Annotated in this window: 17 protein-coding genes and 1 pseudogene; 7 read left to right on the forward strand and 11 right to left on the reverse strand. The window is 61.1% G+C overall.

Going from position 1 to position 15,420, the window contains the following annotated elements:
- Window positions 1-253: 253 nt before the first annotated feature.
- The 5 genes from UP06_RS14720 to UP06_RS14735 form a co-directional block, all read right to left on the reverse strand.
- Window positions 254-1,138, reverse strand: coding sequence for a replication initiator protein A (locus tag UP06_RS14720; RefSeq protein WP_045004171.1), 885 nt, complete (start codon window positions 1,136-1,138; stop codon window positions 254-256).
- Window positions 1,139-1,156: 18 nt separating this feature from the next.
- Window positions 1,157-1,441, reverse strand: a complete 285-nt coding sequence (locus tag UP06_RS14725; RefSeq protein WP_045003387.1) for a helix-turn-helix transcriptional regulator — start codon at window positions 1,439-1,441, stop codon at window positions 1,157-1,159.
- A gap of 133 nt (window positions 1,442-1,574) precedes the next feature.
- The gene (locus UP06_RS14730) at window positions 1,575-1,925 is read right to left on the reverse strand and encodes a DUF2285 domain-containing protein (protein ID WP_349509932.1); all 351 of its coding nucleotides are present in this window, start codon (window positions 1,923-1,925) and stop codon (window positions 1,575-1,577) included.
- Window positions 1,926-2,154: 229 nt separating this feature from the next.
- Entirely contained in the window at window positions 2,155-2,553 is a 399-nt protein-coding gene (locus tag UP06_RS42555) for a transcriptional regulator domain-containing protein (RefSeq protein ID WP_156162975.1), read from the reverse strand.
- Window positions 2,513-2,791 carry a DNA -binding domain-containing protein gene (locus UP06_RS14735; protein WP_045003390.1) on the reverse strand — a complete coding sequence of 93 codons (279 nt, stop codon included), beginning with the start codon at window positions 2,789-2,791 and terminating at the stop codon, window positions 2,513-2,515. Before UP06_RS14735 ends, UP06_RS42555 begins: the two co-directional genes overlap by 41 nt.
- Before the next feature lie 158 nt (window positions 2,792-2,949).
- Between UP06_RS14735 and UP06_RS14740 the strand changes: the two genes are divergently transcribed.
- A complete protein-coding gene (locus UP06_RS14740) occupies window positions 2,950-3,201 on the forward strand; it encodes a helix-turn-helix domain-containing protein (RefSeq protein WP_045003392.1) in 252 nt (83 codons plus the stop codon).
- 181 nt (window positions 3,202-3,382) lie between these two features.
- Here the strand turns inward: UP06_RS14740 and UP06_RS14745 are convergent, their stop codons facing one another.
- The 3 genes from UP06_RS14745 to UP06_RS14755 form a co-directional block, all read right to left on the reverse strand.
- Entirely contained in the window at window positions 3,383-4,579 is a 1,197-nt protein-coding gene (locus UP06_RS14745; protein ID WP_045003394.1) for a hypothetical protein, read from the reverse strand.
- A 372-nt stretch (window positions 4,580-4,951) separates the two neighbouring features.
- Window positions 4,952-5,263 (reverse strand): DUF736 domain-containing protein, encoded by a 312-nt coding sequence (locus tag UP06_RS14750; protein ID WP_045003395.1) that lies wholly within the window; start codon window positions 5,261-5,263, stop codon window positions 4,952-4,954.
- A gap of 717 nt (window positions 5,264-5,980) precedes the next feature.
- Window positions 5,981-7,987: a ParB/RepB/Spo0J family partition protein gene (locus tag UP06_RS14755; RefSeq protein WP_045003398.1), complete on the reverse strand. Its 2,007-nt coding sequence runs from the start codon at window positions 7,985-7,987 to the stop codon at window positions 5,981-5,983.
- Window positions 7,988-8,732: 745 nt separating this feature from the next.
- Between UP06_RS14755 and UP06_RS42075 the strand changes: the two genes are divergently transcribed.
- Window positions 8,733-8,996, forward strand: a complete 264-nt coding sequence (locus UP06_RS42075; protein WP_082081432.1) for a hypothetical protein — start codon at window positions 8,733-8,735, stop codon at window positions 8,994-8,996.
- A gap of 27 nt (window positions 8,997-9,023) precedes the next feature.
- Here the strand turns inward: UP06_RS42075 and UP06_RS14760 are convergent, their stop codons facing one another.
- Together UP06_RS14760 and ku are read right to left on the reverse strand one after the other, a co-directional pair.
- Window positions 9,024-9,638, reverse strand: a complete 615-nt coding sequence (locus UP06_RS14760) for a hypothetical protein (RefSeq protein WP_045003400.1) — start codon at window positions 9,636-9,638, stop codon at window positions 9,024-9,026.
- 157 nt (window positions 9,639-9,795) lie between these two features.
- On the reverse strand, window positions 9,796-10,725 hold the full coding sequence (ku, locus tag UP06_RS14765) for a non-homologous end joining protein Ku (RefSeq protein WP_045003402.1): 930 nt from the start codon (window positions 10,723-10,725) through the stop codon (window positions 9,796-9,798).
- Between the two features lie 145 nt (window positions 10,726-10,870).
- Here ku and UP06_RS14770 point away from each other — a divergent pair, with 145 nt between their 5' ends.
- The 5 genes and pseudogenes from UP06_RS14770 to UP06_RS14790 all read left to right on the forward strand — a co-directional run bounded on the left by UP06_RS14770 (window position 10,871) and on the right by UP06_RS14790 (window position 14,780).
- Complete coding sequence (locus UP06_RS14770) at window positions 10,871-11,266, forward strand: hypothetical protein (protein WP_197087246.1); 396 nt, start codon at window positions 10,871-10,873, stop codon at window positions 11,264-11,266.
- 46 nt (window positions 11,267-11,312) lie between these two features.
- Window positions 11,313-11,648 (forward strand): annotated as a pseudogene (locus UP06_RS14775) (hypothetical protein); the annotation flags it as partial.
- 3 nt (window positions 11,649-11,651) lie between these two features.
- On the forward strand, window positions 11,652-12,377 hold the full coding sequence (locus UP06_RS14780; protein ID WP_045003405.1) for an SOS response-associated peptidase: 726 nt from the start codon (window positions 11,652-11,654) through the stop codon (window positions 12,375-12,377).
- Window positions 12,378-12,521: 144 nt separating this feature from the next.
- Window positions 12,522-13,736: a YuaX family protein gene (locus UP06_RS14785; protein ID WP_245305485.1), complete on the forward strand. Its 1,215-nt coding sequence runs from the start codon at window positions 12,522-12,524 to the stop codon at window positions 13,734-13,736.
- An 87-nt stretch (window positions 13,737-13,823) separates the two neighbouring features.
- The gene (locus UP06_RS14790) at window positions 13,824-14,780 is read left to right on the forward strand and encodes a hypothetical protein (RefSeq protein WP_156162976.1); all 957 of its coding nucleotides are present in this window, start codon (window positions 13,824-13,826) and stop codon (window positions 14,778-14,780) included.
- Window positions 14,781-14,801: 21 nt separating this feature from the next.
- Here UP06_RS14790 and UP06_RS14795 read toward each other — a convergent pair whose 3' ends face one another.
- Window positions 14,802-15,347 (reverse strand): hypothetical protein, encoded by a 546-nt coding sequence (locus UP06_RS14795; protein ID WP_045003409.1) that lies wholly within the window; start codon window positions 15,345-15,347, stop codon window positions 14,802-14,804.
- Window positions 15,348-15,420 lie beyond the last annotated feature (73 nt).

A 15,420-nucleotide genomic window follows, 5' to 3' on the forward strand; every position in this document is an offset into this window, starting at 1 on the left:
TACCAAAGCGTTGGCTCTGAATCGGAGTGGAGCGAGACGAGAACTGTGCTCGCGCTGAGCCTTTGCTGGTCATCCCCAGCAGCAACGAACGCCGGGTCCGTTAGAAAAAATCCGAAGGATTTTAGGTTAGGAAAGTTACGGGCGACGCAAAGCGTTGAGCAACAAGGCCTTAGACCCGATTTCGGTCCCCGATAGCACGAGGATTGGGTCCCTGATGGCACGAGGGTTGCGGTCCCCGATAGCACGAGTTGATTCACAGGCCGTCCTCCGATTGAGGAACGAGCCCGCGCTTGCGCAGCCGCTCGGCGAATGGATCGACCGGGTGAGGTGCGAAGATGAGACGCTCGGTGCCGCGGCGGTCACGCTCGATAGTGAGCCGATAGCCAGGCAACGTCTGGCGACGCACGATCTCGCGCAGGTCATAGGCAAAATGCTTGAGCGGCGAGAGGCTGCCGGATTTGGCGTGAAGGTAGATAAAGTCGAAGCTCCAGCCCCCCTCCTGGCGACCGCCATGCTTGCGCACCAGCCGATAAAGCCAGCGCTCAAGTCCACCGGTCAGATCGAAATAGGCCCGATCAATTGTCAGCACGAGCGCGTCGTCCAGGACGCCGGCGTAGAACCAATCCGGCAGGATCAGCTCGAGGCCAAATGGTCGCCCATGCGCATCTGCGGTCTCCTTCCACTCGTTAATCCAGGAGAAGCGATGCCGCCGCCGTTCGGTCGGCTGACGGATCGAGGTCAGCACGGTCGTTGATTGCAGCCTGTCGAGACCGGCCTTCAGCCGATCGTAATCGCGTGCACCGGTGCCGCGGCCGACGAAGGTCAGAATTTCATATGGTGTTGCAGCCATCAGACGCGATGTCTTCAAACCGGCGTCACGTGCCTCGACAATCTGCGAGGCGGCCCAGATCAGAACATCCGCATCCCAGATGGTCGCCATGCCATGTTCGGGCACGGCCTCGACACGAATGGTGATGGTTCCCGCGCGAAAATCGATCGGTACGACACGCTTGGATTTTGCAAGCGAAAAGAACGGATATGCCATCAGATCCTGCGCATCGCGCGGTGCGAGATCACCAGTCAACGCGCGAAAGAGATCAAGCTGTTCGCGCTCCGATTTATGCCGATGTCTCGTCACGACGCGCTCCCGTGACAATCAGCGTCGTTCTTGACCGGCATACGGACGCAGCACCGCCTCGTGTTTCTTGGCGGGCAGCACGGTGCCCTTCCCCGGATCGGACGTTGACGTTTTGGCACCGCGATCGGCCCAGGCCTGCAGATCGTCGAGCGCATAGACGACGCGGCCACCTATCTTCCGGTAGGTTGGACCGGTGCCGTAGGTGCGGTGTTTTTCCAGCGTGCGGCCGGAGAGACCCAAGAATCGCGCGGCCTCGGGGGTGCGCAGAAAGCGCGGCGGCAAGCCGGCCAAAGGATCGGGCATTTGAAGGCTCCGTGGTAACGCCGCGCGTCGGCGAGAACCGTTGCGCGTCGGTGGTCACGATGGCGGAGCAAGGCCGCGAAGGGGGATGCCGATGATCAGGGGGTGCGTCTGCGATACCCCTCGAAATTGTCAGCTACTTCTTGCGACGTGATTGGCGCAGGAGTTCGCGATAGCCACCGCGCACCAGCGCAACGCCGCTTTGCACGAGACGGATGGTCCGGTTGCGCAGGTCGTGGGTTTTCCAGGCACGCTCGGGGACGCGCTTCCTGCCGAACAACACTTCGGCGATCGCCCGATAGGTACCGTCGTCCATTCGTCCATCAAGCGCGCGAACCGCCAGAACCAAACGTTCGCGGCGTTGAGCAGACAACTCGTGAAATGCCGGACCGGGCGCACGCCCATTGATGGCCCGCCACAGCCGACGGGCGGCATGCGCGCGAACTTCGAAGTCAGAGTCTAGCGGCAGCACCGCCGTATACGGCATGCTGATCGTCGGCGGCTCAGTTAGCCACAGACGATGCTCAGCTCCACGAATGCGTAGAACCGCGTGCCAACCGTCGGACGCTCGGCGCAAATCGCCCGCAGCAAGATCGACGAGCGACTGGCCTACGCCGACAAGATCCGAAGACGAGGCAGACCGACCGATTGGCACCACCGTCGGCAGAGCCTCCGGCGCCCAGAAGATCGTCTGTTCGTTGAAGGACCCTTGCGGATCATGAGCGAAAGCAGAGGCCCCATCTCCTCCTGAATCCGGCAGTCACATTATGGACGCGCCCTGCCTTGACCATCTCCTCGTAGTCACGCCGATAGTCCGGATTGCGACGAAGGTATTCCCAGGCGATGGCGGTGGTTTCGGCATCTCGTACGCGTTTGTACGACTCCGGTGATCGCCAGTCGAATTCAGGCATTGCTCTGATCCCACACAAACCTATCAAAGATTGCGGAGCAATAAATTCCGATCCAAGAGGTTGCAGGAAGTCCCCAATTGAGCATCGCAGGTGATGCTTCAAAGTGATCACTGCAGCGACGAGAATTGGGTTTCTCAAATGAAAGCTCGCGTGGCTTATTTTTCTATTTGGTCGCCCCACCGCGTAGCAAATGGCGATAACCATGCTCAGTCATCCATTTGGCGCGGGCCAGATGGCTTTCAAAAGCATTGCGCGCGCGAACGGGTTCACTGTCGGGATCAAGATCCAGCACGACGCGCACGACTTCGCGCCAGTCGGCCCCCTCCGACTCGGCGGCAAGAAGGCGCATGTACGTCACAACATGCTGCTCATCGTAGACCGTTAGCGCCGAATCGGTGGGCGCAACGTCCGCGACGTCAGGATCGAGCGGCTGCTTCTTCATGGCTTCCAATCCACTTACAACGATTCTAGACGCTTGGCCGCCAGAGTGGTGAGCGCGTCCAAATTTAGCCGCATTCCGCCGACGGGGCCAGCACGTGATAGTTGAATACATATTATAGGAGATAAACCTCATAGTATGTAAAGCCGCAACTTGCGCCGATGGACATGCGCAAGCTGGTCGGTCGGAATTTCGCAAGACTGCGGAAGCAGAAGCGCTTCACGCAGGAGAAATTCGCCGAAGCGTCCGGCTTTACCCAACAATATATCAGTGACCTGGAGCGTGGCCGCCGCAATCCAACTGTCGTAACACTGTTTGAACTGGCAAGCACATTGGGCGTCAGTCATGTCGACCTCGTCCTGCCAGACGAAGAGGCACGAAGCGAGCGATCAAAACCTGCAAAGCGGAAATGATCGGGTGCGAAGCCAATTTTGAACAATCGTAGACCGTGACTTTCGCGAGCCGGGCCGAAGGCCCGGCNCCGGACGCGGGCACGCGTCACCGCCGCCGATCCGGTAAGCCGGATCGGCGGCAGCGCATAGGCCTAGCGCAGCAAGGCCGCGCAACCGGCGCCCGGTTACGCGGCCCGTGTCTTCAGATGGCGCGTTCCATCAAGCGCTTTGCCTTCCCTTCAAGTTCAAGCCTCGCGTCCTGATGCGACTTCGTCCGGGCAAGCGCCGTGATCCCCTGCACGAAATCAAAGATACTTTCCGGCTTACGGTTTTCTTCGCCCAAAACGGTTTCGATAATTTTCGTCGTCTCCGATCTGGAGAATCCGCCCTTGCGGAGAAAGCTTTCGCGATCCTCGTCGGTGCGGGCAACGATCCGCTCCCGTGCTGCCTTGATCCCGGCGACGAATGGCGCAGGTGAGGAATTGGCAAAGCTCGCCAGCGCTGGCGCCGCCTCATGCGCGAAACGCTGCGCCGCGAATTTCGAATGCCGGATGGTGATCTCCGCGAAATTCTCCACGCCCCACAAATTACGGTTCATGCAGACAGCGCGAAGGTAGAAGCTCGCAATGCCCAGCGTCTTGCTGCCAACCTCGCTGTTCCAGCAATAAAATCCCCGGAAGTACAAATCCGGCGATCCGTCTCGTAGTCGCCCCGCCTCGATCGGGTTGGTGTCGTCGACCAGAAACAGGAACACGTCGCGGTCGCTGGCGTAAAGCGTGGTCGTGTCCTTGGTCACATCGACAAAGGGATTGTGGGTCATCGTTGACCAATCCAGCACGCCCGGCACCTTCCAGCGCGTGTCGCCAGTGCCGTTGCCGGCGATCTTCATCACGGCGGCGACCAATTCATGGTCCCAGATGCGACCATAGTCCGGCCCAGTGACGGCGCGAAGCTCGACCTGCCCGTTGTCGGCTTCGAGGGTTTTCACGAGCTCGGCGCGGTGTGTCAGCAAGCCGTGTTGCAGGTTGATGCCAGAGAGAGCCGCGGGAAGCTGCCGCAAATACGACGTCGGCGCGCCGACCAGCGTGCACAACTGGCCAAAGCTCCAATGGGTGGGCGCGACCAGCTCCTCACGGCCGGGGACCATCAAGGCAAGTCGCTCGGGATGGTTGCTGTTAGCCTCTACTCGGATGGCCCGGCTTTCCACCGTCCGCGCGTGCGCGCGCTCGGCGCGACCGCGCACGGCGTCGTAGAGGTCCGGCAGGTTCAAATAACGTTCGTCATCCGGTCGCGAGAACCATTCCGATGACACACGGCCAATCCGCTGGCCGCGCGATACATCCACACGAAAACCGCCGGAAGCAGATTGTTGGCCTTGCGATAACGTCATCACGTTCATGGTCGTTTCTCCTATGGGCTGAGGTTGAAGCGCAGCGCTGCGCTGCAACCCTGCCCGTCGGCGAGACCTGGGGTAGCAAGGGCAAGGGCGGCCGAAGCGGAGGGGGATCACCCGCCTGACAAGGGCGCGCTCGATGAGCGCGCGTCTGCACGCGCCCTGACGACTTTGGTCGTCATGAAGATCCTTGGCGCGGAAGACCGGGGACACCGCTCCGGCCGGCACCGTCAGGTGCTTCACCCTTGCCCGCGCGAGGGCGGAGCCCTTAGCGATTCACTTTCAAAAAACAATGCTCTTCCTGCTTCCTGCAAGGCGGCACCGGACACGTAAAAGGCCCCGCCTCCGGAAGGAGGCGGGGCGGATGATCCGGATGGATCAGTCGCCGTTGCGGCGGGACCAGATCAGGGTGAAACCCTCGTCGCCCTCGACTTTCACCAGCGAGGCGTAGATCGGCGCCGGGAAGCTCGGATCGTCGAGCTTAACCGAGAGGTATTCGCGTTCGGTCTCGCGGGCGGTCTTCTTCCAGGCGGCACCGAATTCGGTGGTGCCGGCGAAGATGCGATAGTCGGGCGCCTTGTCGTTGTCCTTCTCGGACGGGGCGAACCTTGCCTTGATGTTGAGTGTCAGCGTCTTGATCGAGCCGACGTAGCCGTTGTCCGAAGCGGTGAAGGTGCCGATGGTAGCCATGGTGGTCTCCGTTGGTTGCTCGGGCCGCGCCCATCGCGGCCTCGATGGCGATCCTTGGCCCGGGGAGCGAGCGGCCCGCAGCCGCCAGGCCCGCAGCGCAGCGGAGGACGGCGTAAGCCTGCTTTTTTGTTTTCCGCGAGGAATGCCGCCTCTTTGCGGCAGGGGAAAAAAGCAGGCGTAGCCGTTGCGGGAAGGCGATCGAGGCTCTTGCCGTCCCTCGGGCTTGATCAGCCCATTCGAGGTTGCGTTGGACGCCGCCCATGAACGAACTGACGGAGACAACCATGGCTGCCGGCATGCGAACAGCACAAGGACCCTGCTTGATCGGTCGAACACACGCTGACGTCAGCGCATCAACGGCGATAGAAACGCGCAAAAGAGAACGATGAGCGACCAATTTTGCATGCTGTCGTGGCGCGTCGGGGCGCCGCTGGAAGAAGCCCCCGCCGAAAGACGATCCGAATGGCGGCAGTCATTCGTCTGATCAAGGACCAGGCCAACGGCACATCGCCGCTGATGAAGCGGGCCAGACGACGATCCTGTGTTCGCGGTTCGCTACGATCGGCACAGATCGGAGGGTCCCGCATTCCGTCGTCCAGGTGCGGGCTTGCGTCGGAGAGTCGTCGCTTTGCATCAATTAAATCGGCCGCGCGCCGAGGCGCGCGGCCGAAATTTTGGGTGGTTGGCCGGGGCCGCATGCGCGGCCCCGGCCAAAACTCACTCGGCAGCCTCCGAATAGGCATCATCACGCCCAGCAGTGGGCGCATCGGATTGCTCTTGCGGCTTGGCCGTCCTCAGCACGGCGGGCAGCCAGTCGGTCGCAGCGAGCAACTGCTCGGCCGCTTCCGCCATATCGACCTTCTTCATATCGGCCATTCGCTCGGCCGCCTCGCCGCTCACGCCCTCGCAGACGGCCTCCAGAATGCGCGCCTTGGTGACGCGACCGAGATAGCTGCGCACGGTCGGCCGCCAGTAGCCGGTCATGTCGAGGGAAACCGCTTCCGCCAACCGGTCGGCTGTTGCCAAGGCTCGGGGCCTCCGCTCCCACGGCAGTTTGACCGCGTTGACGGTCAGCGCGACGCAATGGGCGAACAAGGCCATGCGGCTGTCGGAATCGAGTTCGGCCACAAATGCCCACAGGCTCGTGACGTCGCGCGGAATCTGCCTTGCCCAATTGGCGTGGCGGTCCGCCCAAGCCTTGCCGGTGGGCGTGTCCTCGATCCCGTCCGCATGCCCTGCCAAATCCGTCTTGATCGGTTGGATACCGACGACATGGGCGTCCGCGCCAAAATAGAAGATTTGCGAAGCGAGGGCATGGGTGACCGCAACGATGGCGACTTCCGGCTGTTCGCTCAAATTGAGCCGGAGGCCCAAAGTTCTGTGAGCGGTGAGGTCACGAACGAGAACATCAGACAATGGGCGGTCGTCCTCCTCTTCATCGGCGGCACCCTCTACTTCCCTGCTCTCATCTTCCGCGGCCAGAGTATCTGCTCCCTCCGGATCGGCTGCCGCTTCCGCGGCTTGGTCCGCTTCGGAATGAGGCTTTTCGTCCGCGGGCCGGATGAAACCGCGTTCGATCCGCACGGCACCGTCGTGATTGAGGATCACGAACGCCCCGCCGCGCGCGACATCGTCGGGATCGTAGGCCTGCCGCTTCGCTTCCAGCCGCTCGATCTCGGCCTCAAGCTCGCCGAACCGGGCGTCCACTTCATCGGGCAGTTCATCAGCCGTCTGGTGCTGCTCGGTGAGACAATCGAACGCGGTCTGTGCCGCCTCAAGGGCGGATTTGTCTTCCGCCGAAAGCTCGACCGGATGCGGGTAGGTCCTCCGCATACCGTGGGCATGCGGGAAATCGAGATGGGCTTCCGTCCATTTCCATCCCTCGGCCGCCCGCACCGCATCGGCTTCGCGACCAAGCTTTGCCGTGACCAGCAAATCAAGCAGCGCCACGTCTTCCAGATAGCCGCCGCGATCCTCGGTGAAGAGGTCGCGAAGGATCGAGCCGCCTGCTTCGGTGTACGCTTCGATACCGACGAAGCGCGCGCGTCGGTCGGTTGCGGCCACATGGGTTTCGGTGAGCAGGCGGCGGATGGTGCTGGCATCCCGGTTGTAGGACAGCCGCTCATAAACACCTTCCTGCCGGGCGTGGTCATCGGTGATGGCAAAGGCCATCAACTGCTCAAGGGCCAGATCGCCCTCGCGATAGACCTGCATCAGTTTCGGAGAGACCGCGCCCAACCGGAGACGCTGCCGCACCACATGCGGCGTCACGCCGAAGCGGGCGGCGATTTCCTCGGCACCGAAGCCGCGCTCTTCCGCCAGCTTCTTGAACGCCTCGAACTGGTCGGCGGGATGCATGTTCTCCCGGGTGACATTCTCGTCAAGGCTGATCTCGTGCGGATCGTTCGCCGTGTCCACGATGCAGCGGATCGGTTCGGTCTTCTTGATCTCCTTCCGCTTCACCCGCAGGAGCTGGGCAAGCCGCCTTCCCTCGCCGATGGTCACGAAATAGAACCCGGTGGCCGCGCCTTCTTCATCGATCTCCGGTTCAACGACCAGATTTTGCAGAATGCCCTTGGCGGCGATGCTCGCCGCATAGGCCTCGATCGCCGCATCACTGTGCGGCGTCTTGCGCGCATTCTTCGGGGACTTCTTGAGCTTGTTGAGCGGGATGAGAATCTGCGTTCCGTTCTCAGGGAGTTGTTCAACGTGCTTGGCCGACATGGTCGATCTCCTTTTGCGTTCATGGGTGCAGGGCGCACTCCGCGCCTGCGCCCCTGCCCGTCGGCGAGGCCGGGGGTAGCAAGTGCCAGGGCGACCCGGGCGGAGGGGGATCACCCGCCCAAAAGGGCCGCTCGAAGAGCGGGTCTGCACAAGCGCGTGCCAGGATTTCGGCTGTTGAGGATCTGAGAAAGCGCGGAAGACCGGGGAGACCGCTCGGGTCGGCGCCGGCATGACCGGCGCTTCACCCTGGCGCGCGCGAGGGGCGGAGCCCCTTAGAGCTAGAGGACGGGCATGTTGGCTGTGCAACCCGTGCCCGGCAGAGAAAAAGGCACCCGCAGGAGGGTCAGCATAGCGCCGACGCGATAGCGGCGGGACCCGGGACCGAGTGCAGTCGCGAGACCGGTTAAGAAGGCACCCGAACGAAGGGCAGTGATAGCGACGCCGGCATGAAATGACGGCGGGACCGAGGGCGAGTGCCTCCGGCGAGCGACACATTATTCTGCGCGAGGGATCGAAGCCGCACGGCCGAGACGCTACGCGGCTCGGTTCACGAGAGCCCGGTCCGGCACTTGCCGGACGCGCACAAACGGAAATGAAGCGTCAGCTGGGGGCTTTGGATTTCCTTGCGGGTTCGCGGGCGGTAGCACTCCAAAGCTTGAGTTCCCGCCATTGCGAATCCCAGCCATGTGCTAGCAGCCGGAACGAATGACGGACAAAACGATTCGCCGTATCAGGAGCTATTCCTATGCTGATGACAAGTGAACGAAGACCGGCGATACGGACGATGCGCGGATGGGCGATTGACGTGCTCCAGGAAGCGGGCGCCATCCGCGAATGTGAGGAGCACGGTTGGATGCAGGATCGCGCCGATCCGCATGCAAGGGAGCGGGCCTTCGATATCGCTCGCGTAGACCCGCCCGCGGGCGTCTCGCCTGATGCAGCGGCGGCAGAGGTTCGCGACGTACTGAACTCGATTGGTGATACCTGCCCAGAATGCCCTCCTGATTAGAAGGACCGGCGCCAAGCATGACGGAAACTAACCCCGCGCGCGCCGCAGCGTAGCTTCCAAGCGCTCCTTCTCCTTATCCCAGCGGGTTTTTTCAGCTTGCGATCTCTTCTCGAGAGCCTCGACCGCGGCCTGGATGGCGGCGGCCCGCTTCGCGTGCTCTTGCTCAGCCTTGTCCAGCGCAGCCTGCGCCTTGTCGACAGCCTGCTGACGGCGTTCACGGTCCTTCTGCCTGGCAGTCTCTTTCTTCGCCTGTTCAAGCTGGCGCCGCTTCTGCTCCTTTTCAAAAGCGAGAGCGGCCTTTCGCTCCGCAGCTTTGTCGACGGGGCGAGAGGAAGGCTTCTTCGCCTTTGGGCCCTTCGACTTGCGGGCGGCTTTCGTTGGTCCGCCGCTGCCAAGATCGGTGGGCAGCTCGGCATGTTCGCTGAAAGGTCGGCCGGTTCCAACCGCGCGCCTGAGAACGACGCCGGGCTTTGCCGTGGTCGCGGCGATGACGTCCGGGTCGTTGCTCTCCTTCGCCGCACCCTGGTGGAACAGATTGCTGTCTGCGCCCCACGCTTCCAGAGCTGCTTTCATGGAGGGAGCGGCGATCGCCAAATCGAAGAAGCCCAGCGAAGTCTGGTAGGTCTTCAGTTTTCTGGCCATGAGACGCTTCCCCGCCCACTGACCGCCGCCATGCGATCAGCTCTGCTGTCTACCTCGCGAGCAGAGAATTTTCCAAAGCGGGCGAACAGAGCAGCCGGCCTGGGAAGCATCTCGACGGATCCGAGCGAGCTTTCCGTGAATCCACCGCAAGGACACCCTACGCCGACTTCCGCTGCGATCTAGCCGCCGGCTTCTTCGCGGCCTCCTTGGCCGGTTTCTTTCCGGCAATCGGCATCAGCATTTCCTTCTGCCCGGCCGCCGCCTTGCGCGCCTTCCTGGCTGGCTTCTTCGGCGCCTCTGTCGCTGCCGCCACGTCTCCCCCGATGCTCTTGCGCAGCGCATCCATCAGATCCACCACGTTCTCGCCGCGGGGACGCGCTTTCGCGGTGATAGGTTTACCGGCGCGTTTCTGGTTGATGAGATCGATGAGAGCGGTTTCGTACTGGTCTTCGAACTTATCCGGCTCGAAGTGACCCGCCTTCTGGTTGACGATGTGCTTGGCGAGATCGAGCATGTCCTTGGTGACTTTGACGTCCTGAATATCGTCGAAATACTCGTCTGCAGAACGCACTTCGTAAGGATAGCGCAGCAGCGTCCCCATCAGGCCCTTGTCCATGGGCTCGAGGGCGATGATGTGCTCACGGTTGGTCAGCACCACCCGCCCGATGGCGACCTTGTTCATCTCACGGATCGTTTCGCGGACGACGGCGAAGGCGTCGTGACCGACCTTTCCGTCCGGCACCAGGTAGTAGGGCCGGATCAGATATCGCGGATCAATCTCGCTGCGGTCGACGAACTCGTCGATCTCGATGGTCCGCGTCGATTCCAGCGCGACGTTCTCGAGCTCCTCCTTCGTCACCTCGATGAAGGTATCGGTGTCAACCTTGTACCCCTTGACGATGTCCTCGTTGTCGACCTCCTCGCCGGTATCAGCATCCACCTTGGCGTACTTGATGCGATGGCCAGTCTTCCGGTTGAGCTGGTTGAACGAGACCTTTTCGGATTCCGACGTGGCCGGATAGAGCGCTACCGGACAGGTGACGAGGGAAAGACGCAGGAAGCCTTTCCAGTTAGCGCGGGGGGCCATGACTAGGGAACTCCAATACTGACGCTGGAATCAAGACGAATGGCCCGGCTTGGTTCCGACATCGCGGCCTTCCAAACAGGACGATTTTTTCTCCGCGACCACTTGGCCGGACTCGACTTTTGTTCACTTTATGTTCTAATTCAGAATGACCGATCGACCCGCGAGCTGGCGCATGCCGACCTCAAAGCAGATGGAAAAGCTGGCGGCTGAAGCCGCCCGTAGGCCGGGCCCTTCCGCTGCGGCGCCGGACGCGCCCCTCCCGGCCGAATACTGGGAATCAGTCCTGAAAGACCCGCGCGCCGGCGCGACCGGGACCCAGATGCGGCAGCGACGTCTTTCCGAGATTCAACGCCACGTCCTGCGCATCTCCTGCCGCCGCTGCGAGCGGATCGTGGAAATCCAGACCGCCGATGCAGTCCGATTGTATGGCGGCAACGCGATCTGGAAGGACGTTGCGCAGCGGTTGCTCGACAATACCTGCCAGCAGCGTACCGGCAGGCATGAAGAAGATGGGTGCTGGCCGGCATTCGAGACGCCGTAGCCCGCTCCGGATTGCCGATCCGATCTCTTTGCGCGTGGATGTCCGGATGGCCCCGAAGGGGGAAGCGCTCATCCAGCGGGCCGACAAGCTGCTATGCGAGAGTTGGAACGAGCGCATGTGGTCAGACGGAGAGCCGATTGATCCATCCCCGACAATCGATCAAGCGGTGAATGGCGGCTTCCCTTGGCTGGAGATCCAGTGCGCGCGCTGCAAGACGCCGAGCGACGTTGACCTCGCGGCGATGAAACATCCACCAACCACCTTCGTGCACGATCTCGCCAGCCGGCTGCGCTGCCGCAAATGCGCCAAGGCGGGCCGGCGTCCTTCCGCGACTCTGCTACAGTTGGCGTGGCAGCCGCCCCACCCTCGGACCGAAGCCTGACCGATGTGCAATCTCTATTCGATCACGACCAACCAAGCCGCCATCAGCGCGCTGTTTCGCGTCGTGAACCGTTACGTCGGCAACCTGGCGCCGATGCCGGGGGTTTTTCCCGACTATAAGGCACCGATCGTGCGCTACGGAGCCGAGGGCCGCGAACTCACAACCGCGCGGTGGGGCATGCCATCGTCGTCGAAGGCGCTGATGGACGCCACGAAGAAACGGGCCGAAAAGCTTCAGGCCAAGGGCAAGACCGTTGATTTCAAGGAATTACTCCGGCTGGAGCCGGACGGCGGGACGACCAACATCCGCAACGTGAAGAGCAAGCACTGGACGAGATGGCTGGGGACCGAAAGCCGCTGTGTCGTGCCGTTCAACTCGTTCAGCGAGTTCAACAAGGCTGAGGGCGGTGATATCTGGTTCGCGCTCGATGAGACCCGTCCCCTCGCCTGCTTCGCCGGCATCTGGACCAACTGGACGTCCGTTCGGAAGGTCAAGGAAGGTGAGACGACCAACGACCTCTACGCGTTCCTTACGACAGAGCCGAACGCCGAGGTCGGCGCCATCCACCCCAAGGCGATGCCGGTGATCCTGACGACGCCGGACGAAGTCGAGAGCTGGATGACGGCCCCTCTGGACGAGGCCCTGAAGCTGCAGCGGCCGGTTGCCGACGGCACGCTCCGGATCGTCGCCCGCGGCGTCAAGGAAGATCCGGCCGGGCCGGCGGCGTGACCGACGAAGACGACGATCAGAGGACGGCCCGTCCCGCCAGCGTAAGATCATCCAGGGACACCAAACCTTCACTTACTCAGTTGCTGATATCTCCCTTCAATATCGAGATCAGGTCATGCTGCGGCGTGATTCGCAGGAGCATCCATGGGGTTCAAGATCAAAGGACTGGATGACCTTCAGCGCGAGATGACGCTTCTCGGCCAGTTCGCCGAAGCGCTCGACGGCAAGCTCACGACCGTCAACTTTGATCCTCATGATCAAACAAGCGTCGAGCGCGCCATCGCCGACATGAAACTGGCGATTGACCAAAAGGTGAGCGGCTTTCGGAGCAGCACCATGGTCGATAACCTCGTGGCTGAGCTCAAGCAGAAATATGAAGAAGACATTCTAGCGCGTGCTGCAGCCGCGAGACTGACGGACGGAGACAAGACGGTGGGCGGAAATGTGGACCAAGGCATCTTCAGGCAGATCGAAAACACCGTGAACGACCTGCGCTCAGCCGAATTCAATACGTTCGACCGGCACATCAAAAAGCTGTCGCGCCTGCTTCATTCGGAAACGCTCGAACCGATTTCGAGCGCTCTGATTGCGGATGTCGATCTTGATGCCTGGATCAAGTCAGGAGAAGCGACACAAGGCGGCATGGTCGGTAGCGCGACGCTGGAATGGCCGAGCGATCCGCAGAAAGAGCTAGGCCTGGTTATCCTCCTGATCGACAGATTCGCCCAGATCCCTGACGCGGCCATGGATTTTTCGCATACGTTTTACTATGCCGGGAACAAGCTGACGGCCAATGTGCAGAACATGGCCGCACAGATGATCGTGCCGTTTGCGCGGGATTACATCGAGCACGTCAAGACGGCCACGGGCACGACAGAAGCCACTATGCTGCCGGTCCGCTCTGGCCCGGCTGCACGCAAGGTCTTCATCGTCCACGGCCATGATGAGGGCGCGCGCGAGTCCGTCGCCCGATTTCTTGAACAGCTCGGGTTCGAGGCGATCATTCTGCACGAACAGGCCAACCAAGGCCGCACCATCATTGAGAAGATTGAAGCACACGGAGAAGTCGGATTTGCCGTCATCCTGCTGACGCCAGATGACATCGGCGGCATGAAGAACAGCGATGATCTTCAGCCCCGCGCGCGTCAGAACGTCTTACTCGAACTGGGGTATTTCATCGGCCGCCTTGGACGAGCACGCGTCTGCGCGCTCAAGCGCGGCGATATCGAAGTGCCTTCCGACTTTGGAGGCGTTGTCTATGAACCGTTCGATGCCGGCGGGGCGTGGAAACAGGCCCTAAGCCGTGAGTTGCAGGCCGCCGGATTCGATATCGATTGGAATATCGCGATGAAGAGATGATCGATCGCGGTTGCTTATTCGGGCGCAACATCGACGAGCAGGTCTTCCTGTGGATTGATTCCACCGTGACGCTATATGCTGGCCCCGATGACCGAAGACAATGAGACGCCGCTATCGCAATGCGATGTTCCGCCTGAGCGAAGACCGGCTCTGGAGTCTTATCGTGGCAAGCGCAGGGTATGGCTGAGCTGGATAGATACGGACGAACATCACGCGATCCGGCAGACCCTATCTGCAATGGTGTGGACGGATGTCTCATTCCGGACGCTGACGCAATTCGCCATCGATGATGAGGCCAGCTGCCTTGGCAATTCACTGGTTGCCGAGGCCATCATAAACGGCCACGTCGCGACGCAAGTGCTGGCCATACGCCGTCTCGTCGATAGCGGCTCCGATGTTATTTCCCTGCGCCGCCTCATCAAGGATGTGCGGCGAAATTTCAATCTGTTCACGCGGGAAAACTACGTCTGCCACGAAGGGCTGCCCTACGACTATGCAGCGGTCCAACACAACGAAATGCTGGAGCGCGTGGGCTCCGGCGCGTTTTGGGGCCATACATCGGGCCCAAAGGCGTGGGGCACCTCGCAAATGGCCCACGAACAATTCGGCAGACTTTCAGGCATTGCGTCGACCAACCGTAACCGCGAGGATCGATTGCCGTTAGCCCTCATCGATACGGTTGAAGGCTGGCTGAACAATAGCGGCGCGGACGAACTCGCGAAATGGAGCCATGCGTATCTTGCCCACGCCGGCACACCGCAGAAACGTGAAGAAGTGGCTCATCTGCTGGTTACAACGAATAGGATAACCAACGCGATTAACGCGCTGGCGCGCGTTACCGAAGCGGTATCCGCTTATATTCTGTTCGCGAGCGGGCGGTTGAACGGCCTGATGCCAACCGCACAGTTCGATCAGTTTGAAAAACTCGATCAACCGGTGATGCGCGCCGATCGCGTAGACCAGGCCCACATCCTCTGGAATAAGCTTAGCTCAGAAAGCGATTCCTACCTTGAGAATGTCGGCCGCGATCTGATCCGGACCTAAGCGGGTGCCTAACCCCGCAAGTCAGGGGCTGGACACGGTTATGCTATGCGCGAACTGCGTCAGATCTGCGGGGCGCGCAAAGTTTTCGGTCAGGAACTTGAGTACCCTCACATTGAGCTTCAGCGCCCAGTCACGCACCGGATCGGTAAAGGCCTTGTCCTCGTCGCGCGGCACACCCTCCAGCTTCACATCGAGCTGGATATGCACTTTGTTGCGGTATTCACGCAGTTTATCCAACTCGTCGTAGATGTCGGCACCGGCCTTATTGAGAATCTTGTATTTCTTCATCACGTCGATGATCGCCTTGAAGCGTTCGACTTTCTTACCCTCGATTTCCGCTCGGTCCTCCTCGGAAATGTTCGGCACACCCTCGCGGTTAAAATTCTGCGCACGGTAAATGATCTCCCAGAGCGCCGCTTCGGTAATTGCCCCCGCCTGCAAGAGCATCAGCTTGTTGAATGTGCTGCCGGACTCCGCGAGCTTGCAGAGCAGGCCGGCGTTGTAGACCATATTGTCGCCGACCTTGAAGTCGCCAATAAAGCGGCAGCTGATTGTCTCGGTTTTCATGGATATCTCCTTAGCACAGGATGCGTCGGCTTTGTAGCCAGTCGGGCTCTACTCGCTTGCGCTCACTGCGCAA

This window comes from Bradyrhizobium sp. LTSP857 (genome assembly GCF_000938285.1).
Taxonomy (GTDB): Bacteria; Pseudomonadota; Alphaproteobacteria; order Rhizobiales; family Xanthobacteraceae; genus Bradyrhizobium.

What these genes read in the sequence shown, in the direction of transcription:
- UP06_RS14725 (WP_045003387.1), bottom strand. Translation starts at nt 1,441, where the DNA reads ATGCCCGATCCTTTGGCCGGCTTGCCGCCGCGCTTTCTGCGCACCCCC.
- UP06_RS14730 (WP_349509932.1), bottom strand. Translation starts at nt 1,925, where the DNA reads ATGCCGTATACGGCGGTGCTGCCGCTAGACTCTGACTTCGAAGTTCGC.
- UP06_RS42555 (WP_156162975.1), bottom strand. Translation starts at nt 2,553, where the DNA reads ATGGTTATCGCCATTTGCTACGCGGTGGGGCGACCAAATAGAAAAATA.
- UP06_RS14735 (WP_045003390.1), bottom strand. Translation starts at nt 2,791, where the DNA reads ATGAAGAAGCAGCCGCTCGATCCTGACGTCGCGGACGTTGCGCCCACC.
- UP06_RS14740 (WP_045003392.1), top strand. Translation starts at nt 2,950, where the DNA reads ATGGACATGCGCAAGCTGGTCGGTCGGAATTTCGCAAGACTGCGGAAG.
- UP06_RS14745 (WP_045003394.1), bottom strand. Translation starts at nt 4,579, where the DNA reads ATGAACGTGATGACGTTATCGCAAGGCCAACAATCTGCTTCCGGCGGT.
- UP06_RS14750 (WP_045003395.1), bottom strand. Translation starts at nt 5,263, where the DNA reads ATGGCTACCATCGGCACCTTCACCGCTTCGGACAACGGCTACGTCGGC.
- UP06_RS14755 (WP_045003398.1), bottom strand. Translation starts at nt 7,987, where the DNA reads ATGTCGGCCAAGCACGTTGAACAACTCCCTGAGAACGGAACGCAGATT.
- UP06_RS42075 (WP_082081432.1), top strand. Translation starts at nt 8,733, where the DNA reads ATGCTGATGACAAGTGAACGAAGACCGGCGATACGGACGATGCGCGGA.
- UP06_RS14760 (WP_045003400.1), bottom strand. Translation starts at nt 9,638, where the DNA reads ATGGCCAGAAAACTGAAGACCTACCAGACTTCGCTGGGCTTCTTCGAT.
- ku (WP_045003402.1), bottom strand. Translation starts at nt 10,725, where the DNA reads ATGGCCCCCCGCGCTAACTGGAAAGGCTTCCTGCGTCTTTCCCTCGTC.
- UP06_RS14770 (WP_197087246.1), top strand. Translation starts at nt 10,871, where the DNA reads ATGACCGATCGACCCGCGAGCTGGCGCATGCCGACCTCAAAGCAGATG.
- UP06_RS14780 (WP_045003405.1), top strand. Translation starts at nt 11,652, where the DNA reads ATGTGCAATCTCTATTCGATCACGACCAACCAAGCCGCCATCAGCGCG.
- UP06_RS14785 (WP_245305485.1), top strand. Translation starts at nt 12,522, where the DNA reads ATGGGGTTCAAGATCAAAGGACTGGATGACCTTCAGCGCGAGATGACG.
- UP06_RS14790 (WP_156162976.1), top strand. Translation starts at nt 13,824, where the DNA reads ATGACCGAAGACAATGAGACGCCGCTATCGCAATGCGATGTTCCGCCT.
- UP06_RS14795 (WP_045003409.1), bottom strand. Translation starts at nt 15,347, where the DNA reads ATGAAAACCGAGACAATCAGCTGCCGCTTTATTGGCGACTTCAAGGTC.